The 23,709-nt window shown below is 54.6% G+C and carries 17 protein-coding genes; 8 read left to right on the top strand and 9 right to left on the bottom strand.

Going from position 1 to position 23,709, the window contains the following annotated elements; all coding sequences use genetic code 11:
* Nucleotides 1-14 precede the first annotated feature (14 nt).
* Both MFFC18_RS00305 and MFFC18_RS00300 read left to right on the top strand, forming a co-directional pair.
* Entirely contained in the window at nucleotides 15-2,951 is a 2,937-nt protein-coding gene (locus MFFC18_RS00305) for a PSD1 and planctomycete cytochrome C domain-containing protein (protein ID WP_075085715.1), read from the top strand.
* Nucleotides 2,948-4,405 carry a DUF1501 domain-containing protein gene (locus tag MFFC18_RS00300; RefSeq protein ID WP_075085716.1) on the top strand — a complete coding sequence of 486 codons (1,458 nt, stop codon included), beginning with the start codon at nucleotides 2,948-2,950 and terminating at the stop codon, nucleotides 4,403-4,405. Before MFFC18_RS00305 ends, MFFC18_RS00300 begins: the two co-directional genes overlap by 4 nt.
* Nucleotides 4,406-4,435: 30 nt before the next feature.
* Here MFFC18_RS00300 and MFFC18_RS00295 read toward each other — a convergent pair whose 3' ends face one another.
* The 5 genes from MFFC18_RS00295 to MFFC18_RS00280 are packed head-to-tail and all read right to left on the bottom strand — an operon-like array spanning nucleotide 4,436 to nucleotide 8,830.
* Nucleotides 4,436-5,107: a GNAT family N-acetyltransferase gene (locus MFFC18_RS00295; protein WP_075085717.1), complete on the bottom strand. Its 672-nt coding sequence runs from the start codon at nucleotides 5,105-5,107 to the stop codon at nucleotides 4,436-4,438.
* 22 nt (nucleotides 5,108-5,129) lie between these two features.
* A complete protein-coding gene (locus MFFC18_RS00290; protein WP_075085718.1) occupies nucleotides 5,130-5,759 on the bottom strand; it encodes a hypothetical protein in 630 nt (209 codons plus the stop codon).
* A gap of 13 nt (nucleotides 5,760-5,772) precedes the next feature.
* Complete coding sequence (locus MFFC18_RS00285; RefSeq protein ID WP_075085719.1) at nucleotides 5,773-6,414, bottom strand: EamA family transporter; 642 nt, start codon at nucleotides 6,412-6,414, stop codon at nucleotides 5,773-5,775.
* On the bottom strand, nucleotides 6,411-6,650 hold the full coding sequence (locus MFFC18_RS24700; protein ID WP_075085720.1) for a hypothetical protein: 240 nt from the start codon (nucleotides 6,648-6,650) through the stop codon (nucleotides 6,411-6,413). Before MFFC18_RS24700 ends, MFFC18_RS00285 begins: the two co-directional genes overlap by 4 nt.
* Before the next feature lie 8 nt (nucleotides 6,651-6,658).
* Entirely contained in the window at nucleotides 6,659-8,830 is a 2,172-nt protein-coding gene (locus MFFC18_RS00280) for an alpha-amylase/4-alpha-glucanotransferase domain-containing protein (RefSeq protein WP_075085721.1), read from the bottom strand.
* A gap of 344 nt (nucleotides 8,831-9,174) precedes the next feature.
* Here MFFC18_RS00280 and MFFC18_RS00275 point away from each other — a divergent pair, with 344 nt between their 5' ends.
* Together MFFC18_RS00275 and MFFC18_RS00270 are read left to right on the top strand one after the other, a co-directional pair.
* The gene (locus MFFC18_RS00275) at nucleotides 9,175-10,203 is read left to right on the top strand and encodes an extracellular solute-binding protein (RefSeq protein ID WP_075085887.1); all 1,029 of its coding nucleotides are present in this window, start codon (nucleotides 9,175-9,177) and stop codon (nucleotides 10,201-10,203) included.
* Nucleotides 10,204-10,461: 258 nt separating this feature from the next.
* Nucleotides 10,462-14,169 (top strand): PVC-type heme-binding CxxCH protein, encoded by a 3,708-nt coding sequence (locus MFFC18_RS00270; protein ID WP_238381315.1) that lies wholly within the window; start codon nucleotides 10,462-10,464, stop codon nucleotides 14,167-14,169.
* Nucleotides 14,170-14,247: 78 nt separating this feature from the next.
* Here MFFC18_RS00270 and MFFC18_RS00265 read toward each other — a convergent pair whose 3' ends face one another.
* From MFFC18_RS00265 to MFFC18_RS25615, 3 genes are read right to left on the bottom strand one after another with little or no spacing between them, the layout of a single operon-like run.
* Complete coding sequence (locus MFFC18_RS00265) at nucleotides 14,248-17,730, bottom strand: hypothetical protein (RefSeq protein WP_238381316.1); 3,483 nt, start codon at nucleotides 17,728-17,730, stop codon at nucleotides 14,248-14,250.
* Nucleotides 17,730-19,475, bottom strand: coding sequence for an MFS transporter (locus MFFC18_RS24695; protein ID WP_075085722.1), 1,746 nt, complete (start codon nucleotides 19,473-19,475; stop codon nucleotides 17,730-17,732). Before MFFC18_RS24695 ends, MFFC18_RS00265 begins: the two co-directional genes overlap by 1 nt.
* The gene (locus MFFC18_RS25615) at nucleotides 19,475-19,600 is read right to left on the bottom strand and encodes a hypothetical protein (protein ID WP_261340537.1); all 126 of its coding nucleotides are present in this window, start codon (nucleotides 19,598-19,600) and stop codon (nucleotides 19,475-19,477) included. The genes MFFC18_RS24695 and MFFC18_RS25615 overlap by 1 nt, the downstream gene beginning before the upstream one ends.
* A 251-nt stretch (nucleotides 19,601-19,851) precedes the next feature.
* Between MFFC18_RS25615 and MFFC18_RS00255 the strand changes: the two genes are divergently transcribed.
* The 3 genes from MFFC18_RS00255 to MFFC18_RS00245 all read left to right on the top strand — a co-directional run bounded on the left by MFFC18_RS00255 (nucleotide 19,852) and on the right by MFFC18_RS00245 (nucleotide 22,362).
* The gene (locus tag MFFC18_RS00255) at nucleotides 19,852-20,682 is read left to right on the top strand and encodes an Fpg/Nei family DNA glycosylase (protein WP_075085723.1); all 831 of its coding nucleotides are present in this window, start codon (nucleotides 19,852-19,854) and stop codon (nucleotides 20,680-20,682) included.
* Between the two features lie 106 nt (nucleotides 20,683-20,788).
* Nucleotides 20,789-21,682, top strand: a complete 894-nt coding sequence (locus MFFC18_RS00250; RefSeq protein WP_075085724.1) for a DUF72 domain-containing protein — start codon at nucleotides 20,789-20,791, stop codon at nucleotides 21,680-21,682.
* 317 nt (nucleotides 21,683-21,999) lie between these two features.
* Nucleotides 22,000-22,362 (top strand): hypothetical protein, encoded by a 363-nt coding sequence (locus MFFC18_RS00245; RefSeq protein WP_075085725.1) that lies wholly within the window; start codon nucleotides 22,000-22,002, stop codon nucleotides 22,360-22,362.
* Between the two features lie 145 nt (nucleotides 22,363-22,507).
* Here MFFC18_RS00245 and MFFC18_RS00240 read toward each other — a convergent pair whose 3' ends face one another.
* The gene (locus tag MFFC18_RS00240) at nucleotides 22,508-22,933 is read right to left on the bottom strand and encodes a VOC family protein (RefSeq protein WP_075085726.1); all 426 of its coding nucleotides are present in this window, start codon (nucleotides 22,931-22,933) and stop codon (nucleotides 22,508-22,510) included.
* 137 nt (nucleotides 22,934-23,070) lie between these two features.
* On the opposite strand from MFFC18_RS00240, the gene MFFC18_RS00235 reads away from it, so the two are divergent.
* The gene (locus MFFC18_RS00235; protein WP_075085727.1) at nucleotides 23,071-23,613 is read left to right on the top strand and encodes an NUDIX domain-containing protein; all 543 of its coding nucleotides are present in this window, start codon (nucleotides 23,071-23,073) and stop codon (nucleotides 23,611-23,613) included.
* Nucleotides 23,614-23,709: the final 96 nt, after the last annotated feature.

Below are 23,709 nucleotides of genomic sequence, written 5' to 3'. Positions count from 1 at the left end.
CTGAATTGATCCACATGATGTTCACGCAAAAACGAAAGCCATCGATCGCGATCGGTGTTTCGAAATTGACGTTGCTTCTTTGCTTCGCACTTCTTTTTCAGACATTGCAATCGGACAAACTTGCGGCTGAGGAACCGAACCATGCGGACAAGATCCAGTTCAACGTCCACATCCAGCCGATTCTGAACAGACATTGCACGGCCTGTCATGGCGGCGTCAAACAGGCCGCTGATATTTCTTTCGTTTACCGCGACCAGGTCGTTGCACCGGAGGGCTGGATCGTCGAACCGGGCGAACCGGATGATTCGCTACTGATGGAACGGATTCTTACCGACGACGCGGATGAAAAGATGCCTCCGCCGGATCACGGTGCCGGGCTGAGCGAAGACGAAGTTGAATTGGTCAGACAGTGGATCAAGCAGGGTGCCAAGTGGAGCAACCATTGGGCGTTCGAAAAGCCGTTGCCTCAAACGTTGCCGGAAACAAAAGACAAAGCTTGGGCTCGCCAACCGATTGATCATTTCGTTCTGGCCAAGCTGGAAGCCAACGACATCAAGCCTGCAGCAGAAGCCGAGCCGGTACGTTGGCTGCGTCGGGCGACGCTGGACCTGACGGGTCTGCCGCCGACGCTGGAGGAACGCGACCAGTTCCTCGAAGCTTTGGCTGCTTGCGAGAATGCGGAACAAAAAGAACAAGCCTACGCGGACGTCGCTGATCGATTGCTCGCATCGGATTCCTATGGTGAGCGTTGGGCGAGCGTGTGGTTGGATCAGGTTCGCTACGCGGACTCGAAAGGGCTGGGCCTGGACGGACCAAGGACGATCTGGAAGTATCGCGACTGGGTTATCGACGCTTACAACCGCGATCTGCCTTTCGATGAATTTACCGTCAAGCAGATCGCTGGAGACTTGTTGCCTGATCCGCAAATTGAGGACTACATCGCGACGGCCGCGCATCGGCTAACGCAAACCAACGAGGAAGGCGGCACCGACGATGAAGAGTTTCGTATCGCGGCCGTTTTGGACCGCACCAACACCACCTGGCAAGCCTGGCAGGGCGTGACTTTTGGCTGCGTTCAGTGTCACAGCCATCCTTACGATCCGATTCGCCACGAGGAGTACTACAAGTTCGCGGCTTTCTTCAACAACACGGCTGACTCCGATTTGGGTGAGGATTGGCCGACGATCAACGCTCCGAACAACACGAAAGATTACGACAAAGCTTCCGAGTTGGATCTGAAAATTGCTGAACTCAAACAGTCGGTCTGGGAGCCGCAGTTTTCGGTCGTCGAAAGCAAAGCTGACTGGAAAGCGGTTGTCGACCTGCAAGCCAAAACGAGCAACCAGACTCAAGTCACCGTTGAATCGAAAGCTGACCACGCGGAGTTCCACACTGTCGACACGGTCAGCAAGGGCACCGACATCACGTTGACCGCCGCGCTGCCGCAAGGCCTGTCGAACATCACGGCGATCCGCTTCACGGCGATGCCGCTGAATCCGAAAAGCGCGCTGCAGGATTCCGAATGGGGATTCATTCTTTCCCACGTCATGGCTCACTGGATTGTTCCTGGCAAGAAGGATCCGGTTGCGATTAAGATCGAGCGTTTGATTGGTGACGAAGCCGATCCGTTTCACAATCCGAACGACAGCCTGAGCGAGAAATCCAAGAACGGATTTGGTGCTTACACGCGAATTTATCGACCTCGAACGGCGGCGCTAGTGCTCGAGTCGGCGACGGACATTCCTGAAAATGCGAAACTGCAAATCGTGCTCAAGCACCGTGGCGAAGCACTGGGTGCGTTTCCGTTGGTGACAAAGCGTGGTCACCTCGCGGTTACGGATTCAGACGAATTCGCCAAACTTGCATCAGATGAAACGCTTAAGACGAACCGCCGCGAGTTGGCGGCGACGAAGAAACGACGCGGGGCCATCAAGTCGACTTCCGTGCCGGTGCTCAAAGAGCGTCCTGCCAGCCTGGCTCGCAGCCAACAGGTTTTCATTCGCGGGCTGTACCTGACCAAGGGCGATACGGTTACGGGAGACACACCCGCTGCGTTCAATTCGCTGCCGGAAGATTCGCAAAAGTCGCGGTTGGATTTGGCGAACTGGATGGTTGGCCCCGACAATCCGCTCACCGCACGGGTGGCGGTGAATCGTTTCTGGGCACGCCTGTTCGGCAATGGATTGGTCGCCACCGAAGAAGACTTTGGTTCCTCGGGCGAGATGCCTTCGAATCAAAGTCTGCTGGACTTTCTCGCGTTGCAGTTTCAAAACGAGTTCGGTTGGAGCCAGAAGAAATTGCTTCGACAACTTGTCCTTTCGAGCACGTATCGGCAGAGTTCAGCGATCCGTCCGGAGCTACAAGAACAGGACTCGGCCAATCGAATGTTGGCCCGAGGACCACGTAATCGACTTTCTTCCGAAGTCGTCCGCGATCAGGCCCTGGCAATCGCCGGCTTGCTCAGCGACAAGAAATTTGGTCCGCCGGTGCGTCCGCCTTTGCCCGATGGCGTCTGGAAACCATTCGCCAGTTGGGACAAATGGACGACGCCGGATACCAATTCCGAAGATCGATATCGCCGCGCCATTTACACGTACACCAAACGCAGCATTCCGTATCCGATGTTCGCGGCCTTTGATGCTCCGTCGCGTGAAGTTTGTACGCCGCGTCGACTTCCGTCGAACACTCCGATTCAGGCTCTGATGACGCTTAATGACCAAACGATGATTGAGTGCGCTGAAGCATTTGCCAAACGGATGCAGTCATTCGACGGCGACATCAACGAACAGATTCGCAAAGGATTTCTGTTGGCGACTTGCCGCGAACCGGAGTCAGAAGAAATTGAAACGTCGGTGAATTTGTTGGCCGCATACGATGATGACAGCAAGGCCGAAGGCTGGAATGCCCTTGCCAGCGTTTTCCTGAACCTTGATGAGGTACTGACGAAATGAGCGAACTCGAAAACGAACTGAAGTACAAAACTCTGCTGAATACAACACGACGGCACTTCCTCGGACAGTGCTCGACGGGCTTGGGCGCGATCTGGTTGGCGTCTCAGTCTTCCAAAGCCAAAGCTGGTACGGTTCTTCGCGACGCGGATGCTTCGAAGGCGATTCCGAAAGCCAAGCGGGTGATTTTCCTGCACATGATTGGCGCGCCGAGCCAATTGGAGCTGTTTGATTTCAAACCGGATCTGAAAAAGCTTGATGGCAAGAACTGCCCGCAAAGTTTCCTTGAAGGAAAGCGTTTTGCGTTCATCCAGGGGACGCCGCAGATGTTGGGGCATCGCTTTCCGTTCAAACAGTATGGTAAATCGGGAGCCTGGGTTTCCGACCGCTTGCCGCACTTTTCCAAACACGTCGACGACGTATGCTTCATCAAGTCCATGCAGACGGACCAGTTCAATCATGGACCGGCTCAGCTGATGGTCCATACCGGACAGCCGCGACTGGGTTATCCTTCGATCGGATCGTGGGTGACGTACGGACTGGGTGCGGAAAACGAGAATCTGCCAGGATTCGTCGTGCTGCTTTCGGGCGGACGCCAACCTCGCGTCGGCAAGGCGTTGTGGAGCGGTGGATTTCTTCCTTCGGTTTACCAGGGAGTGCAATGTCGATCGACGGGCGATCCGGTGCTGAACATTTCCAACCCGAAAGGCGTTACCAAAGATCGTCGCCGCGAAATGCTTGACGCGTTAGGAAAGCTGAATCGCGAGTCCTATGAAAAGTTCGGCGATCCCGAAACGCTGACCCGGGTCGCGCAGTACGAACTGGCGTTCCGGATGCAGGACGAAGTTCCCGACGCGATGGATATTAAACAGGAGTCCAAAGAAACGCTGGAGATGTACGGTGCTCAGCCTGGCAAGCAATCGTTCGCCAACAACTGTCTGCTGGCTCGGCGTCTGGTCGAAAAGGGCGTCCGTTTCGTTCAACTTTTCGATTGGGGCTGGGACACGCACGGTTCCAACAAGGGCGAGTCACTCAACCACGGCTTCATCACCAAGTGCAAATCCGTCGACCGTCCGATGTCGGCATTGATCGCTGACTTGAAGCAGCGCGGCATGTTGGACGACACGCTTGTCGTCTGGAGCGGCGAGTTTGGCCGGACTCCCATGCGTGAAAATCGCGGCGGCAAAGAGATGGCGTTTTACGGCCGCGACCACAACCCGTCAGCCTACACGATGTGGATGGCTGGCGGTGGCGTTAAAGCCGGCATGACCTACGGTGCGTCCGATGAGGTCGGCTATAACGCGGTCGAGAACCCGGTGCATCTACGTGACTTCCACGCAACGCTGCTGCATTTGTTGGGCATCGACCACCACAAATTTTCCGTTCCCTTCCAGGGACTCGATCAGAAGCTTACCGGTGTCAAGGAAGCCAACGTGATTCGCGACATCCTCGTTTGATCATTTCGAGTTCGATCATTTCGAGTTCGATCATTTCGCGAAACGAAGCACGATTGGATTGGAGCGGTGGTTCCACGTGAACCGTCGATTGATCGCAATGTCGCCAACCGTGGTGCACATTGCGATGCCAAGAAAACGGAATGCGTAAGCCGTTCCAACCGTCCGCCGGGCATGACGCTCGTGGACTTTCCTGGACGCAATGTTGTCGGGATTGACCGAGAGCAAAATCTGACTCTTGCCTGCCGCTTCGAGATCAGGAAGGATGAATTCGAGGATGCGTGAGTACACGCCGTGCCGTCGGAAACGTTTCTCCACGTAGGCGCCGAACAGCCAGACTTGCTGATCGCTCAACTCATAGCGGACCGTCAGCCCGCTTTCCATGAAGATGTTGGACGTCATCCAAATCGCACCCGCCAGTTCGCCATCGACTTCGGCAAAGCAGACTTTCATGTGCTCGGCTCCCACGTCCACGACGCTGCGTTGCGGACCCATGAACTTCTCGACTGCCTGAGTTTCAGCTTCGGAAGTGCTCCACCGTACGACGATGTCTGCGGCTTCTACAGGTGACGAAACCGATTCCGGATCCATCTCATAGACATTGAAGCGTCGCATTCGCATCAGCCACGAAGGGACGAGTCGGTCGAAGGCGATTGCCACACAGGTTCGGATTCCTTTCTCTCGAAGCGCTTTGATGATTTTCACGTGACCCGTTTCGCCTGTCCGGCTAACCCCAAAAGAATTGTGACCATGAAGAAGGTATCTGGTTTCTGTGAACCATCAAGTTAATTCCCCGCAAGTTCACCGCCGTGAAAAGAAAGACACCAATCAGCATCGTTAGCACCAGCCACTTGCGTCTGGCAATCCCGTGCAGACAAACTGTCTGTGGAAGGAGGCACAACGCGACTACGTTCACCCAGTAGATCCACGCGTAGGGACCAAACGGATAGCGGAACAGCACGAAGTTTTCATACTCTACGCCGCTATACCACGCCATGAACATCTCCAGCCAATGAGCAGAACAGACCGCGAGATTGAACGCGCCGACGACGCCGATCGCATACCGAAACACCGAGGACGTGTTGCGGAAGTTTGCAAGCCGGCCGACCTTTCGCCGCGATGTTCCGAGACAAAAAAATGTCAGCACGGCGGAAAACACCAGCAGCAACCACAGTCGGACTTCGTGACCCGAAGGCGACTTTTCGAAACCCAGAACGCGATACAAACCGATGACCAGCAGTGCGCCGGCAGCGGTCAGCAGGACTGATGCGAACAGACGGTGGTATACCGACCAGCTTTGCGTTTGTTCGCTTTCGGATGTCGGCAATCGTTTCGGTGACTGGTAGGGATTGACCATGCATACCTGATAATTACGTTGGTTTCAGGTTCATCATAATCAATGCGGCGACAGCGATCGCGATTCCGATAATCGCTCGGCGACCAAGTCTTTCTTCCAGCCAAACAACGGCGACGAACATTGTGAAGATGATGCTTCCCGCGCTCGAAACGGGGAAGAAAATGAAGCCCTCCATGTAGTCCAGCGTCTTGAGCGTGAACAGGGTCTGGCATCCGTTGGCGATTCCCATTGCGGCACCAATCATCAGCTCCATCGGCAACAGTTTTTGCCGCCGCCACAACAGAACGATCATCGACGGAATCGCAGCGACGAGGAAAGCCGCCAGCAGGTAGGTTGGCTTTTGCGTTACCGGGCTGAGGTGTTTGAAAGCTTCCTGGGCCACGCGTGCCAAACCGCAGAGAAGAAAGAAACCTCCGAGAATCAGCGGTCCCTTCCATGCTGACTCGGCTGCCGAATCGGCGATCGCGGTTGCCTGCCGTTGCGGTTTGACCCCGATCAGAATCAGGCTAATGAAAGCCAGAGCAATCCCAGCCGACTGGATGAGCTGAGGCTTGTCGCCCCAAACCATCGCGGCGAAGACGATCGGGATCAGCATCGACAGAACGCTGACCACCGAAGTGGCAGAAATGCCGACGACGCGAACGCACCAGATCACAAAAAAGAAAGCCGTGAAGTAACGACGCCCATCGATCCGCCGACCAGCAGTGCCGGAACGTCGCCTGTCTGGTTTCCGTCGAGCAGACACCACGCCCCCATGATCAACGCAGCGGCGATGTAGTTGATCGCGCCGACAGAGACGATGTCCTCCTTGCCGCGGACGTGCACCCATTTGATGCACAGTCCGAAGATGGAAGACGAAATGACGAACAGGGTGAGAAAAAGCCAGGCCACAAATTTGCCTATTGAGCCGCGAGGGCTTCTTCGTTGCCCTGGAAGTGACGCGATGCTTCGGTTTGCAGTCTCAGTTTCAATCGCGATGACCAACGGCCTGTCACGTCGCCGCGGACGATCCAGCTGGGCTGAACGCAGACGCACTGATGAACCAGTTCAAAACCAGATTCCGATTGGCTGACCGCCTGAACCGGGTAGGCCCACAGTTTCGCATCGGAGTCAACCGACAGCGTCGCCTGCAAACCCAACCACTGATCGGTCAATGAGATTTCTTTCGCCGAAGGCAGTTCTATTTTCTCACCCAGTTGCCCGAGATGATTGCCAGCAGCGTCGCTGAAGAACCGATCGTCCTGGCCGTCCGGCATGCCCGCCAGATTGAACTCGACCGCAAACCGGAACGAGCGATCGGTTGGCAGGCCTTCGATCAGATAGGCGATCTCGATTTCGTTACTGTCTTTGGCCAGCGTCAGACCCTTGGTAATTTTTAGCGGCACACCCCAGGCGTTTCCTTCACGAGCCATCATCACCTGGATACGATCAGGGCTGCGCCGGATTTTGGCACCGAAGTCTCCGTCGGCGAAATCACCCCGTTCAAGTGCCCTGTTTTCCATCAACGCATCGAGTGTCACGTCTTCGTCCCAGAAGTGATCGATCAGGCTGCTTCGCAACCGGCTATCGTACTGCAGACGCTTGTCGAGGCCTTCCTGTTTGAACACAACCAGATCGTGAATGCTGGCCGCTTCGCCTTCGGCTTTGTTTTCACCCTGCATGACTTTGGCGTGGTAAAACTCTTTGCGGCGAGCCAGCGTCGCGCCAAGATTATGGCCGATTTGCATCAAGTCCAATTCGTAAACGTGTCCTCCGGCATGCGGCGAAATCCACGCGGAAATCTGCTCGTTGGCAAGTCGAACTTCCGAGCGGCCATCAAAGTTGAAGTCGCGCGATTCAGCTTCGACGAACGTCGCGTCAGGCGTCAAAACGCCTCGCAATATATTCTCGGCGTACAGCAAATGCTGATACACCGCATTGCGAAGATGAGGCAAATAGATGCCACCGAACGCGCCGTGCCAATAGCTGCAGTTGCACTGGCCCTGATACAGATGGTCTCGCGCCGAATCGATCACCGAATCGCTGGCTCCGGAATCGATGGCTTGCTGCAAAAGTTCGCTGACATACATCATCCGCGAGTACATGAAATTCGTTTCCGGATACTTCACCTTGAAGTTCCGCCACATCCCGCCGCTCATGAAGCTTTGAATCTGTTTCCAACGCGGATCGCCTTCGAGTTGATGTACCAACTCGTCCTGCTCGACTTGACGCTGCACCGGCAGAGCCCACTCTGTCATCTCGCGATAGCTGCTGTCGGGAAGATAGATTTTCCCCAGTGGTTGGGTTCTCTCGATTGCATCTGCCAGCGTCGTTGTGTTGATCCAATCGCGATTGTCCGTCAACGCCTGGAAGAACGCTTTCAACCAGCCGTCGTCGTAGACGTGTTTCTTCGTGTTCGGCCAGGTTCCAAATTTCTCACCGTCGTCGCCGAAAACCAGAACTCCACCTGGTTGTTTCTGGGCGACTTCGCGGCAGTAGTTCACGACTTCTTCGGGCGAAGAAAACGGAATCAGATAGCGCAATTTTTCGCTTCCCGGAAAGACGCGAATCACCCGGCCTTCGTCTTCAACAACATAGTCGCCAAAAAGCTGATCGTTGGTCAGGCCCGCACGGCGAAAGTGATAGTCGTCCAGCACCGTATAGTGGATTCCTGCGTCGGCAATCGAAGAAGCGAGATTCGATTCCCAAACCCGTTCGGGAACCCACATGCCGTTGACCTTCGGGCACACATGCTTTTCCAGCCACTTTGAAAACATTTCGATCTGGCCGACGCGATCCCGAGTCGGAATCATCGTCAGGATGGCTTCGTAGAAAGCCCCGCCGATGATTTCGATGCGACCGGCTTCCACCAGCGAAGCAATGCGACTGAGATAGTCCGGATGTTTTTCGCGCATCCACTGCATCAGCGGACCACTGGTGTGCAGCGAGATCTTGAGATCCGTGAACGGCTCGAAAACTTCCAGGAACGGCAAATAGCTGTCCTGATAGGCGGCTTCGAATACTCCGTCGAAGTTGCCCACCGGTTGATGGTTGTGAAGGACCAGACAGAGGTTGATTTGTGGATCGCTCATAGTTCGCGGAAGCTGGTTTGATGTGAAGCGTGGGATCACTGCAAATCCCAACCCGAAACGTAACAACAATTTGCATGGAAAACGCGAAGTGTTCGCCGAACAAAACGCAGATCATCGTCGAACTGCCCGATCAAAAATCTGTCGTTCCACCTGAGGCGGTGCGACACACATAAACGGAACCGGCGCGGCAATTGTTTTCCTTTGGTCATGTTTTAACGGATTTGACGCCATCCTATAGACGTTTTTCGCGGATCCAACGAAAAGAAACCGCCGTAACGCACCCTGAAGTCTCGCTGACCCGCAAGGTTTACTTTCCTGGACTCTCTACGGTTACAATGGAGGCCATGAAAGCCACATTGAACAAGTTGATCGCAATCGCCATTCTGTTCGCTTCCGTCATGGGCTGCATCGCCGAAAAGGAAAACGAGGTCGTCGTCTACGCGGCTTTGGATCGTGAATTCAGCGAGCCCATTTTGCAAGACATCGGTGCGGAACTGAACCTGAATGTGCTGCCTCGCTACGATGTTGAATCCAACAAGACCGTCGGATTGGCCAACGCAATCATTGCGGAAAAGAACCGGCCTCGCTGCGACATTTTCTGGAACAACGAGATCCTGCATACGCTGCGATTGCAGGAAGAGGGGTTGCTGGAAGCCTGGACTTGCGAACCGGCGAAGCGATTTCCGTCCGAGTTCGTTTCGGATCAAGGTCAGTGGTTCGGCTTTGCCGCCCGAGCCCGCGTGCTGATCGTCAACACCGATCTGGTTCCAGAGGCTCAGCGTCCCAGGTCGATCAACGATCTGTTGGACATCAAGTGGAAGAAAAAGTGCTGCGTCGCGCGACCCCTGTTTGGAACCTCCGCCACACAAGCGGCCGTCATGTTCGATACCCTTGGCGATGAAGCAGCCACTGACTTTTATCGCCGCCTGGCCGAAAACGCGACCGTGCTCGGCGGTAACAAGCAGGTGGCTCAGAAAGTTGCGTCTGGCGAATTCGCGTTTGGCTTGACCGATACCGACGACGCAATTATCGAAGTCGAAAACGCCAACCCGGTTGCAATCGTGTTTCCCGATCAGGGCGAAGGAGAAACCGGAACGCTGTTCATTCCCAACACACTTTGCGTGATCAAGAACGGCCCCAATTCCATTCGCGCAAAACGACTGGTGGAAAGATTGCTTGCCGCAGATATCGAATCGCGACTGGCAGGGGGCGCGAGCGCTCAAATCCCACTCGCTGGCGACGTCGAAGCACGTAGTCGCGTCGAACCCGAGGCCGAACTGAAGTTCGTCAAAGTCGACTTTCAGGCCGCCGCAAAACGCTGGAACGAAGTCTCCAAAACGCTGCTTGAGATCTTCCCCACCGGCGGGAAGTGAGCCTCAGCCCTACGCGTCTTTTCATTCGACGAAAGCGAATTTGCCAAACGGTTCGACTGGATTGTGATTTGAGTCGAAGGGGTTTGCTTTCGCAGGCTCTTTATTTTTGGATTCGAAACCGGTTTTACGGGAGGTCTTTTTTCTTGGCCGCGGTGTTCAACGCTGATGTTGCGCAATCTGCTGCTGTAATCTTGGCATCAAAATCGACGTCAACTAGATTGTAGAGACGCGTTCATTACTTCAAGTCCCGGATCTCCAATGACCTATTTTCGATCGTCGCTTGCTTTATTCATGGCGATGTTGCTGTTTGGATCATCTCGACCCTGTACCGCCGACGAACCCGCCTTTGAAATTGAAGCCGGTAAAAAAGTCGCCTTTGTCGGGAACTCGCTGGCCGAGCGAATGAACCTGTTCGGACATTTCGAAACGCGATTGCAGATTCGTTTTGCGGAGAGTAAGCCAGTTTTTCGAAATTTCGGTTGGCCCGCAGATGCGGTTGAGCAACAGGCTCGCCCGGGAAATTACACCAAGATCGACGACCCGTTCCTGGTTTACTCGCCGGAAGTCCTCGTTTGCTTTTTTGGCTTCAACGAATCCTTTGCCGGAACAACGCAGCAGGAACTGGCTGCGTTTCGCGCAAACTACGAGAAATACCTGGCCAGCATCAGTAAAAAAATCACTGACGCGGGTGGCAAACAGCCCTCATTCGCGCTCGTTTCACCGATCGCTTTCGAAGCAACCGGAAACCAGTTCCAGCCTGATGGCCAGCAGGAGAATGCCAACCTTGCGGCCTACACGGAAGTCGTACGCGAACTCGCGGTTGAGCGAAAGTTGCCTTTCGTTGATTTGTTCACGCCGACGAAAGAACTTTTCGCCGCAGAGCCCGGAGCCCAGTACACGATCAATGGTTGTCACCTGAACGAAGCGGGCGACAAAGCGGTCGCAGAATTGCTTGACAAAGGCCTGTTCGGCGACGCGGTCTCGGCCGACGATCAGCTTTTTGAGAAAGTCCGGACCGTCGTCAACGACAAAGCGTGGTTGCACTTGCAGGACTATCGCATGCTCAATGGGTGGTACGTTTACGGCGGACGCCGAACATGGGACACCGAAACGTTCCCTGGCGAGTTCGTGAAAATTCGGTCGATGGTTTCGATTCGCGACGACTACATCAACGATCTGGTGTTGGGCAAACCGGTTCCTGACCGCCCCGACGATTCGACGACGGGTGATGTTTTCATTCCCGAAACCATGTTCGGTTCTCGCGACGATGATTTCCGTGAGTTTCGCGAACCGAAAACGCTCAAGTACCCGACGCCTGAAGAATCGATTTCGCAGATGACTGTTCCGGACGGGTTCGAAGTCCAGGTTTTCGCTTCGGAGAAAGATTTCCCCGAGCTCGCCAATCCGACGCAGATCGCTTTCGACAGCAAAGGGCGCCTGTGGGTTTCCTGCATGATCAACTATCCGCAGTGGTTGCCGAACTCCAGCCGACCAAGTGATCGGCTGCTGATTCTGGAAGATACCGATGGGGATGGCAAAGCGGACAAGTGCACGAATTTTTATGACAAACTTATTTGCCCAACTGGATTTGAGTTTCACAAAGACGGCGTGTTGGTCGTCGACGAACCCCGGATTCTCTTCTTGCAAGACACCGACGGCGACGACAAGGCCGACAAGGTGACTCATATGCTCGACGGAATCGGCACGAGCGACACGCACCACGCGATGGGAGCCTGGGAGTGGTCGCAAGGCGGACGACTTCACATGCTTGAGGGCATCGCCATGTCAACGACGATGGAAACGCCATGGGGACCCAAGCGACAGATCGGTGCATCTGGATGTTATTTTTGGGATCTGGAGTCGTTGAAGATGGGCTATTTTCGCGTCCCGGGTACCTACAATCCGTGGTGTCTTGTTTTCAACAAAGACGGATACGGTGTGGTCGGCGACGGCACGAATTCGAATCAGTACTGGACCAGTCCGTTTTCCGGTGGCCAGCCAAAAACGCGTTCGGGCATCGATCCGATTTTCAACAACGAGGGCATGCGTCCGTCCTGCGGAAACGAGTTTCTCGAAACGCGGCAGTTCCCTGAGGCCTACCATGACAAACTGATTTACTCCTGCGTGATCAACATGCACGGTTTTCCTTCGTTCGTCGTCAACGACAGCGACGAAAACGTGACGGGTCTGACGGGGAGACGCGTTGAGGACCTGATTTCGTCGACTGACATGTTCTTCCGGCCAGTCGATCCAAAAATTGGCCCCGATGGAGCCCTGTGGTTTGGAGATTGGTGCAACGCTCTGATCGGGCACATGCAATACTCGCAGCGGGATCCCAATCGCGACCACGAACACGGACGGATTTATCGTCTGGTTCACAAAGACACGCCTTTGCTGGAGCCAGTGACGCAGTACGGAAAATCAAACGAAGAACTTTTGCAACAGTTATTGGCTTTCGAACCGCGGACTCGATATCGAGCCCGTCGTGAACTCGTCGGACGCGAACGCGAAGCCGTACTTTCGTCGGTCAGCAAATGGGTTAGTGAAGCCGACAGCCCGGAGGCATGGGTGGAAGGACTTTGGGTTCAGGAAACTCTTCACGGCGTAGATGCTGACCTGGTCGCCAAGATTCTGGCCAAAGGAGACTTCAAACAGCGCTCGGCAGCGATGCATGTGGTCGGCAATGAGATCGAATATCTTTCTGACGCCGAGTCTTTACTTGAGCAGGGTGTCGCGGATGCCAATGGTCGCGTGCGTTTGGAAACGATCCGGGCGACGAGTCTGAATCCGACGATTGAGAACGCACGAATCGCGTTGCTGTCGCTTGCGTCGAACACGGACAAGTGGATCGACTATACGCTTGAGCATGCAATTCGATCATTCGAGCCAGTCTTGCTTACGGACGAAGGCATGGAGATGGTTGAATCGCTTCCCGAAGCCGCGCGTGATCACCTGGAGCTTTCCCGAATCGCGCAAGGTCCCGGTGCTCAGGTTTTCAAACCAATGAAAGTTCTGGCCGACGTTGATGCGAAGCAGGAAGATCTGGACAAGGCCCTTCAGCAGGTCGTGGCGGCTCAAAAAGGCAATCGGAAAAACGGAAGCGCTGTTTTCAAGCGAGTCTGTGCCAACTGTCACCAAAACGGAAACTTGGGCGTCAAGTTCGGCCCGGACCTGACCGGGCTGGGCGATCGGATGAACAAGGATCATATCGTCCGTTCGATTTTGTGGCCGAACGAGGAGATTTCCAAGGGCTATGAAACGATTATGGTGGCCGATCTCGATGGCGTTGTGACCAGCGGATTCGTGCTGGAAGAAACCGACGAGAAAGTGGTTCTTGGAATCGCAGACGGCAAGAAGAAAGAAATCCTCAAAGAGGACATCGAAGAACGCAAAGACATGAAGGCCAGTAGCATGCCGGAAGGTCTGACGGAAACGATTTCACCGGGCGAGTTCGTGGACTTGCTGGCCTTTCTGATGGGCGATTGGGTCGCGACGAATCCGAATCTGGACTACAAGCGGCAAAGCTACAACGGACAGAAGGAAGTCTCGCGGCAAACGCACATTCGCATCCCGCAGAGTTTCCCTCCACAGTGGAACATCGAGGCCGAGCATCTGTTGAGCCACGAAGGTGTTCGCCGATCAAGTTTTGCTTTCCATTCGCCAAACAGCGAACAGACGCCTTCGCCTGAAGTAATCATTCGTTTCAATGAACCGACGATCGTGCGGACGGTGAAAGTCGTCAACCGCAACGATGCTGATCTTCATGATCGAGCCAAAGGACTGACGTTCTCGGTAAGTGCCGATGGCGAAGAGTGGAAAGAAATTTGGACGGCTCGCAATGCCTACCCGAATTGGGAATTCACCACGAAGCACGACGAACCGATCAAGTACGCGAAGTTCAGCTTGAAAGGTGCCGGAATTTTGCACCTCTACAAAGCGTTCTTCTACGGCGAAGTCGTGAAGTAATTCGGGCTTCCCCGCCGGGACGGGCAGTGTGCCTTGCTATCGCCTTCGGCTTGCCGTTAAACGAAAAATCGCTGTCAGTTATTCGAGTGATTCGAACTGACAGACGATTTTCGCAACTTCACCAGTTCGTGAAAATAGTCGCTGACTTGTTTCTCGATCGAGCGACTTACCGTCAAAGGAAACAGCCTTTCCGTCCGCGAAGTGAACCTCAACTTGATCCTTGTCGCCGCTCTGGTAAATGATCGGCACCTGAAACAGCGTGTAGGCAAATCCACCTGCCGGCACGGGCTCCGTTTTGATTTCTCCAGCGACATCGCAGTAAGAAAAAGTTGTTGGCGACTCCAGCAACTCATCGCGATCGAATAGGTCGAGGCCAAAGCTCAGAGTTGAATCCTCGATCTGCACTCCCAGTTCCGCAAATCGCGAAAGGATATCTTCCTTCACCTGGCCCGTCATTCCAGGCTGTTTCACGCCGGAATTTTCGGGCGTGTGCGAATACGCATCCGATGGAAACGCACCGTACTGAGCAGGATCCTTTTCAGCTCCAACGCCCAATCGAATTTCGTCAAAGTGCGTGGCCAGAGCATCAACCGTCGCTGACGACTCACCTTTCTCGATTGCCCAAAAGAAGTTCTCCGAAACGGCCAGAACCAGCTTGGAAACCATATGCCAATAGATCGAACCCAATCCTTCATAGCCGAAAAACGTGCCCGACCGACCGGTGAATTGGCGATGAGCAAATACGTCGTCGAAGATCGCAACGACCGCATCGCGATCCGCATTGACGAGATCCGCATACGAACTGTCGAGTCTCTCAAGCGCCTTTCGTAAATCTCCCGAGTTGCGGAAGTCACCATGGAAATGGACATCGCCGCGAACATCGCGCTTTACGATTTGCTCGTTACCATCGGCCAACAGTTTCTGAACCAGCGAACTCGAATCAACAGCGGCCTTGCTGATGCTGTTCTTGTCGAGGAAACGAGCCAGGCGACGATCGGGATACAGCAAATAGCTATTCTGGTTTTCGCGATAGAGTGCGCTGTTTCGCAACGATTCAAGCAGACCGACGACCTCGTCGGGCTCAAGCAGTTTGGCACTCAGCACCGCTACCTGGCCTTCGCACATTTCGTAAAGGTAGTCGACGTCGGCGCCCTGCTCATTCCAGTCGAGCAAATTGTAGGCGTGATACAGTCCATCTTCGCGGCGATTGCTGCGGATCGTGGCTTCGACATGCCTGCGAGCGGTTTCAAACAAAGCTAAACAATCGTCCTTTGAAACAGAGACGCGATTGCCGCTGGGTGCCGTCGCATAAAGCCCATCGCGGTACTGGCTACCGGCTTGTGATAGCGCCGTCACGATCTCCGCGCGACGGGTCGAATCGCAAGGCTTGGTCAGATCGCTTTCGTATTCTTGCAGCACGCTGCGAATCGCTTTGAAGAAAACAGCCACTTCTTCAGAGACTTCGAAAGCATCATCGCTGGAACTTCCAATCCAGTCCTCAAGGAACATAAACCAGCGGTGCAAATAACAAGTCGTTACAACGGACATTCCATTGCCAACGAGTGCATTGTTCGCATCGTTCCATTCGGGGCGCTGCGTATTGAGCCAGATGCCTCCGTCGGGCACGAAGTTGGAAAGTTTGGCCAGCGACAGCGTCAACAGTTTCTCGATCATCGTCACGCGGTGGATTTGATCGCTCTGGTCATGCAGCAGTTTCCCGTCCGCACCGATTGCTTCTACGCGATCCTCGATCTGTTTCGCGCCGCCGTGATCGAAGACGATCGTGTCGCGAGGATTCTTGCGGATCTCTTCAAATGACTTAATGCGATAGGGTACGTTCGCGTGCGTGAACAGCGGCGAATTGAGCAGTCCTTCGAGGGCTTGCGGCTCAAAACGGCGATTCCATTCGAGCAATTTCAGCAGATAGATAATCTGATGATCGCCCCAGTATCCAATATTCGCCCACGGATCGTCCGGATCGGCTTCCTCCCACTCGAAGCCATCCTTGGTCACACGGTATGCGTTGTAACCGTCGGCCGTCGTTGCGTTGAGGAACCGGCAAATCATCGCCGTCGTGAAGCGCGGAAAAGACAGTCCGAGGGCTTCCCAGTTCTGAAAAATATCGCGCCAGTTTCCCTGGTAATTCAGATTGCTGCTGCCGTCGTCAGATCGCAAGTCAATCGAAAATCGATTCCACGGTCGCGTCGGATCGCCATGTCGGCGGCTAAACGCGAGCGGCAGATACTCCATGCCCAATCGCGTCAGATCCGGATCGTTCTGAGCCGCCACGCGCCAGCGTAGCTCTTCGGCGTGAAGCGTTGCCGGCAGCCCGCTGAGAAATTCGCGATGCCTGTCAGCAACCGGACGATTGAATTTGGCGACGTGATCCCGAAAGTCAGCCGTTGGAACATCGTAATTCGCCAGCGGCAATCCGCCCCGCATTACATTGAAAACCGTGTTCGAAAGGTGACGGTTGCAACGCCTGCGATTCGCACCAAGCTGAATGCCATCTGAAAAACTGACGATGCGAAAGAACTCCCGTTCGCTGGCCGCGACATCGACCTCGATCGCCGTTTCGACTTCGGACTCAGAGGCTGAACGGAGCCATTCGTCCAGACAGACAATCGCCGCATGGTCCTGGCAGAGTTCGGCGACAACATGCCAATTCTGTGAATCGCCGGGATCAAGCGTCAACGTTTTCTGCACGAGGTAAGCTCCCGGCTTTCCGCGAACGTCGCTTTCAGTATTCACCGTTCCACTGCGGCGAAACGCCTGAAGTTGCTGATTCGAAATCAGCGTCGCGTCGGTATCGAGTCCGACTTGCCAGACCGTAGTCGCCTTCAGGCCTTCGCTTGGCTCGGCGCGATCCGAAGGAATTGAACTGAGGTAGTAGATTCCAATTTCGCTGCCCGAAACCAGCTCGTTTTTCTTGTAGGCGTTGGCCAGATTGCTGTACCGCATCAGGAATTCACTCTCGGCACCAAACGGCACGATGTTCTGAATTCCGTCGAGCAGCTCTAGCGTCAGCTCAGAGCCACCGATATTTTCCAAATGGCAACTGCGAACGAAGCCAAATTTCTCGCTGAACGTCCAGCGATATCGGAGCAGCAATCCCAGCGTGTCGTTGACTTCCTCAAACACCAGCTTATTGCCCAACGGTGTCTTGTAGAGATTCTGTCGAACCCGAAAGTCGCTGTGGGAATCGGCAGACCAAGGCTGCCAAACGGCTTGATTGCCTTCGCTGTCGACCGTTCGAACCGTCGTCAAGGAACCGCTGTGCGATCGCGCCGCTGTGATCTGATCATCGGCAGCATACGGAAACAGAGCCGTGTCCGGATTGCGGCGGCCAGCCGTCAACGCTCCCTTGCTCGAAACGAACATCCAGTGATCGCTGGCTCCGACAAGCGACATGAAAAAGTCGTCCATCAGGTGACTGTTTGCGATGCGAAAATAGTCCTCTCCATCAAGCCGCACGTACTCTCCGGTTACCGCCGAACTGTTGTCCGTGGCTTCCATGGATTTTTCGCTTTCGTCACACGAAAGTGGGTCAGGTACAATCATTATTCAAGCTTTCCTCGCCGCTGTTCCAGTTCGGCACGAATAGACTTTGCTCTTTCTTCAGTAATCTCGTAGCTCGCCATAATTGCCATCGCGATCACCGACGTCACGATCGGAATCACGACATCAAACATTCGCAGATATAGCAACGTTGAATCCGTTTGAACGACCGCTTCGGTTGCCCCCGGAAGCGGCGTAACAAATCCTGATCCAACCAACAAATATCCCGTCAGCAAGCCTGCCAAAGCCATGCCAACCTTCACCATCCACCAGTAGATTGCACCGAAAACGCCTTCGCGGCGCTGATGCGACTGTAGTTCGTCGTAATCACAGACGTCTGAAATCATTGAACCCATCAACGTGAACAGGGAACCGGTCCCAAACGCCACAAACGGGCAAGAAATCAGTAATAGATACGGAAACGCAGGGTTGTAGCCGATCCACTTCAACGCGTAGCCGATAATCGACAGGCCGATCGTGACCATAAAGGCCTTACGTTTGCTGCCAAGCCACTCCGAAATAACAGCCGTCAGCGGAATCACCGCCATCGTGCAAATCGCGGTCAACGATCCCCACCATCCATTGAGGTCACCGGCCAAAGCGTCCGGGTTCTCTCCGCCCTGGAAGACGTAATAAATCATCACGTAAAGCGAAAACGAAATTCCCAGTTGAAATCCGTTGAACACCAGAAACGTTGCCAGACACAGTTTCACAAACGGTGAACACTTAAGAGACGAAGTCAGGTTTTTGAAGAACTCCTTGAAGTTATTCAACAGTCCGGAAGCGCCATCGCCTTTCGATTCGACCGGTTTGAGTTCGCTCATTCGTTCCCGACAGAAGATCGCGGGAACCATGCCCAGGATCATGATCGAGATGCCGAAGATCATGCCCAACTGGCTGGCACCGTCGACTTTGTTTTCATAGAGCGACATGAAGTACCAGATCCACGGCGCTCCCAACCAGGCCAATTGACCGGCGGCGTTGGCGAAAGCATGCAGTCGCGTCCTTTCGTGATAGTCCGGCGTCATCTCGTAGCCGAACGCAACGAACGGAGTCGCGTACATCGTGTAAGTCAGAAAGTAGATCACCAGCGCGATCAGAAATGCCCAGAAGTAGTACGACTGTCTTGACTGGTCATAGTCCGGCACTTCATCGCCGTCAGCATCCAGTTCGGTCGTGATCGGGGCCGTCGAGCCCAGCGTGATCATGGTCTGTTCGAGCGCGTCGGAGATCCCGTCATCGGCGGGTCCCGTCGAATCGTTCGTGTCCTGACCTCCGTCGACGACCGGGCTGTTCACATTGTTCGGATCCGAACCGGCTCTCAACTCCATGCGATCGATGACGCCATCGGCATCCGCGTCGCGTTCATAGTTCACCGGCCAGCCGGTCGGCACCTGCCACATCGCCGCGAACACCAAACCGGAAATCAGGGCTCCGATCAGAATGTATGGACGCCGGCGACCCCAGCGAGATCGCGTGTTGTCCGAGATGTATCCCATCAGTGGATCGGAAACCGCATCAAAGATCCGTGGGATGAAGCCGATGATGCCGACCAGAATCGGGTTGATGCCCAGACCAAGGTTTAGCACGATCATCATCGCTGGCAGCGCGGCCGCCTGAAGATTGTTGACCAACATGCCGACCGCGTAGGCGGCTTTTTGCTGAAACGGGATGCGATCTTCTGGAGGCGTCGACGGGGTTACTTTATTGCCGGGACCGGCTGCGTAAGGATTTATTTCTTCGCTCATCAACAACTGCCTTTCGTCACTTTCTCCTCTGGATATCGCTGGTAAATTTCGACGGAGGTAGCGGTGGCCAGTTCGCTTTCCCCGTCCCAACGGTATCGTGCCGGAGTGGTGGTTTGGTTGGACATACGATCGCTCCTGAAACCGGTTTCTGCAAGGCAATTATCAGGTCGAGAGGCCAAATTGGAACCCAATTCACAGAATTCCCGTTTTGACGATACAAGCCAGGCGGTTTGGTGGAAGATAAGGGCGGCGTATCCCCACCCGAAGCATCTCGAATCGCTGCCGCTGGTTTCCATGAGTACCTTTCGATCCGGGATCGCCAGCGTTCGTTACAAGCTCGACTCGAAGCCACCAAGTTCGTTTTACCGAATCCAATATGCCTGAAGGACATTCCGTTCACCGCGTCGCTCGCGACCACTGCCTTGCATTTGCCAATCAGAAAATGATCGTGCTCTCGCCGCAAGGAAGATTCGAGGCAGAAGCCAAAAAGATCTCCGGGCGGCACTTAATCGGCGCCGAAGCCTTCGGCAAGCATCTGGTTTACTTATGGGGTACCAAAACGCGTGCTCCCAAAGTCGACGCCAAACCCGCGGCCATCATGCACGTTCATCTGGGGCTGTACGGAAAGTTCCGCTTACACAAGAACCCGCCGCCGGATCCTCGCGGCGCGGTTCGCGTGCGGATGATCGGCTACGAGAAAGCTTTCGATCTCAACGGCCCCAATACTTGCCGGCTGCTTTCGAAAGAAGAGTTCAGGACGCTAAAAAATCGCATCGGCGCTGACCCGCTGCGCGCCGACGCCGACCCGGAGCTTGCATGGCAGAAGATCACGAAATCGCGAAAGGCCATCGGGGCGTTGCTGCTGGACCAGAGCGTCGTTGCCGGCATCGGTAACATCTATCGAGCCGAAATCCTGTTCAAGCTGGGCATCCATCCGGAAACGAAAGGTTGCGAGCTGAGTCGCGAAACGTTTGACGAACTTTGGGCGCTATCGGTTGAGCTATTGCAGATCGGATTGAAGTACAATCGCATCATCACGGTGGACCGAAGCGATATCGACAAACCGCTCAGTCGGCTGACGCGAGCCGAACGGTTGCTGGTTTATAAAAAGAGTCGGTGTTCGAATTGCGGCAACCGCGTGCGTCAGTGGGAAGTCGCGGCGCGGAAAATGTACGCCTGCGAGAAGTGTCAGCGAAGGGTGGCATAGGCTTCCAGCCTGTGTTTGCATGGTTAGATTGCATGATTCGCCGCCGCAATCACATTTGCCGCAAGCCCTCAAACGATCCCAAACATTCATTCTCTGCAAAAAGTCCATGCCACCGACACCGATCCAAACCACGCACAACTCGCTCTACCGGCTTGGCTGTCCGGTTTGGAACTGCGACGCGTGGAAGGGATCCGTCTATCCGGCCACGGCAGCGAAAGATCGCTGGCTGTCGCACTACACCAAGACTTTCAACACCGTCGAAGGTAACAGCACGTTCTACGGCATTCCCGGTCCGGACACGTTTCGTCGCTGGGCAGATCAATCCGCCGATGGATTCCGGTTTGCACTGAAGTTCCCTCGCGTCGTCTCGCATGAGCGGGAACTTGTGGGCGCCGAAACGGAAACCGGGCTGTTTCTTGACGGGCTCCAAATCCTTCACGATGCGAAGCGGCTTGGTACCAGCTTCCTGCAACTCGGCCCGCGGTTCGGGCCCAGCGGTTTGGCCGCGCTGCAACTTTATCTTGATCGACTTCCGAGTGAGTTTCCTTTCGCCGTTGAAGTTCGCCATCCGGCCTGGTTTGAAGGCGGGCTTGAGAAGGAGCTGAATCAGCTGCTTGAGTTCCACGACATCGACCGCGTGATGTTTGATTCACGCCCGCTGTTTGCCTCGCCGCCAAAGGACGAGTCCGAGATCAAATCGCAATCGCGAAAGCCACGTTCTCCGATCCGCGATTTCGTGACCGGTCCGCGTCCGATGCTGCGGTTGGTGGGCCGCAACGATCTTTCGGCGGCGGATCCGTGGATCGAAGAATGGGTTCCCAAAGTCGCGACATGGATTCGCGACGGGCTGCAGCCTTACGTTTTTCTGCATGCTCCCGATGATGCTTTCGCGCCACAACTGGCGATGCGTTTTCACAACGCGCTTGCCGAAAAGATTCATTCGCTTGAGCCCATCGATTCGTGGCCTCATTCGGTTGAGGTTCAGCAACAGCTGTTCTAGTCAGGCCTGAAAATCGCGGAAATGCCAAGTCAAAAATGGGCTCTGGGCATCAAAAATTTCGCCCCAAGGCCGTGATTTCTCCGAAATCCGAAAGCTCAACCTCGCCAGACCAGGCCGAACAATCGGCCCCGCAAATTCTCGAAAAAACTGGCTCTTTGGCAGCGATCTACGGCATCGTTGATCAAAGGTGGTAGTCTTCCTTTGACCCTGCTGCGACGGATTGATAGCAGATTTTTCATAGGGCGTGGACCAGCTGAGTCCGCCAACCCGCGAAGATAAAAGTACGAAACGAGTTTGTACTTTTAGGAGATCCGTTGATGGCAAAGTATTACATTCAATCAGGTAGCGTTTCATTTGTTGTATGTGCGAATGACGCTGAAGGCGCTGCTCTTTGGGCGATGCACCGGGTCATCGATGAGAAGATCTGCGACTATGAAGAGCAGCGATTGCTCGACATGTGGTTCGAAGATGAAGTCGATGAAGAGCCGATCGACGGCGTTCCGCAAGCCGTGCCTTACGAAGCGATGCTCGAAGGTCTGGCCGATTTCGGCGAGATGATCATGATCAGCGAAATTGGCGTCGGTCGCGATGAAGCCGGTTTGCTGCACACCGAAGATATCTTTGGTCAGTGGCGTCAATTGATGCAGGCCGTTGATCGATTATTCGATCAGATGGGCTAGAAATCGAGCGGCACGATGATTGGCGAAAGCCTCTCCGTGGCTGGCTCAAACTTCGGCGAAACGGTCGTCCAATTCTCAAGCTATCCTGGCGATAGATTGACCCGCCGAACACACTCACGTCTCGGATCGCGATTCGTGAGTGCTGCTACTTCGCAAACAGTTGCGACATGTCTTTGAACGCTTTGAACTCCAAAGCATTTCCTGCCGGATCGAGAAAGAACATCGTGGCTTGCTCTCCGGTTTCGCCTTCAAAACGAACATAGGGTTCGATTACGAATTCGACTTTGTTGGCCTTGAGTCGTTCGGCAAGTTGCTGCCATTGATCCCAGTCAAGCACCACGCCGAAATGGGGTACTGGAACATCGTGTCCGTCGACCGCGTTGGAATGCGCGGCATCGTCTGCAGATTCAACCGGCGCTTTGTAGTGAGCAACGATCTGGTGACCATAGAGGTCAAAATCGATCCATGTGTCGCTACTTCGACCCTCCGGGCAGGCGAGAAGTCCGCCGTAGAATTCACGGGCTGCTGCGAGGTCGTCTACCGGAAACGCGATATGGAATGGGTTGGGCATGAATCCTTCCTGATGATTTTTTCAAATGATTCCAAATTATAAACGAAAGCGTGAACAATCGACCAGTCGCATCTCGCGTGCGGTTGGGGTTATGATTGAAGTTCGCCCTTCCTGACGCTTCATTTTATTGATCCCACATGCCTACCCCGCACGGTCCCTGGACCATCAAAAGCACCGAGCAAATTTATCGCGATCCGTTTGTGGAATTGACTCTCGATCAGGTCATTCGGCCCGATGGCAACGACGGCCAACACGTGGTCGTCAAAATCAAGCCCGGCGTATGTGTGGTCGCGGTCGACGAAGATCGCAACGTGCATCTGACCAAAGAGTTTCACTACGCGGTGGGTCGCGATTCGGTCGAAGCGGTTTCAGGTGGAGTCGAGCCTGACGAAGACGCGGACTTGACGGCGCAGCGCGAGCTTCAGGAAGAACTTGGACTGGAAGCCGAATCCTGGAAGTTTCTTACCACCGTCGATCCCTTTACCACGATCATGGAATCGCCAACGCGACTCTATTTGGCAACCGGACTCTCGGAAGTCGCCACCAACCCGGAAGGAACCGAGCAGATTGAACACGTGGTCATTCCGCTCGCGGACGCCGCGAAGATGGTTGCAAACGGTGAGATCACTCACGCTCCGAGTTGTGTGGCGATCTTGATGGCAGAATCGATTTTGTCGTAAGCCGGGCGTTGCGTGAAATGAAAATACAAGCTCGATGCGCCAGCGAGTGAGTGAGTCTCTGGCAAGCAAGTCTTTGCCCTCGTTGGCCTCGCTGTT

Source organism: Mariniblastus fucicola (assembly GCF_008087665.1).
Classification (GTDB): domain Bacteria; phylum Planctomycetota; class Planctomycetia; order Pirellulales; family Pirellulaceae; genus Mariniblastus; species Mariniblastus fucicola.
Note: the sequence above shows the minus strand (reverse complement) of the source record. Positions and strands in the feature narration are given on the sequence as shown.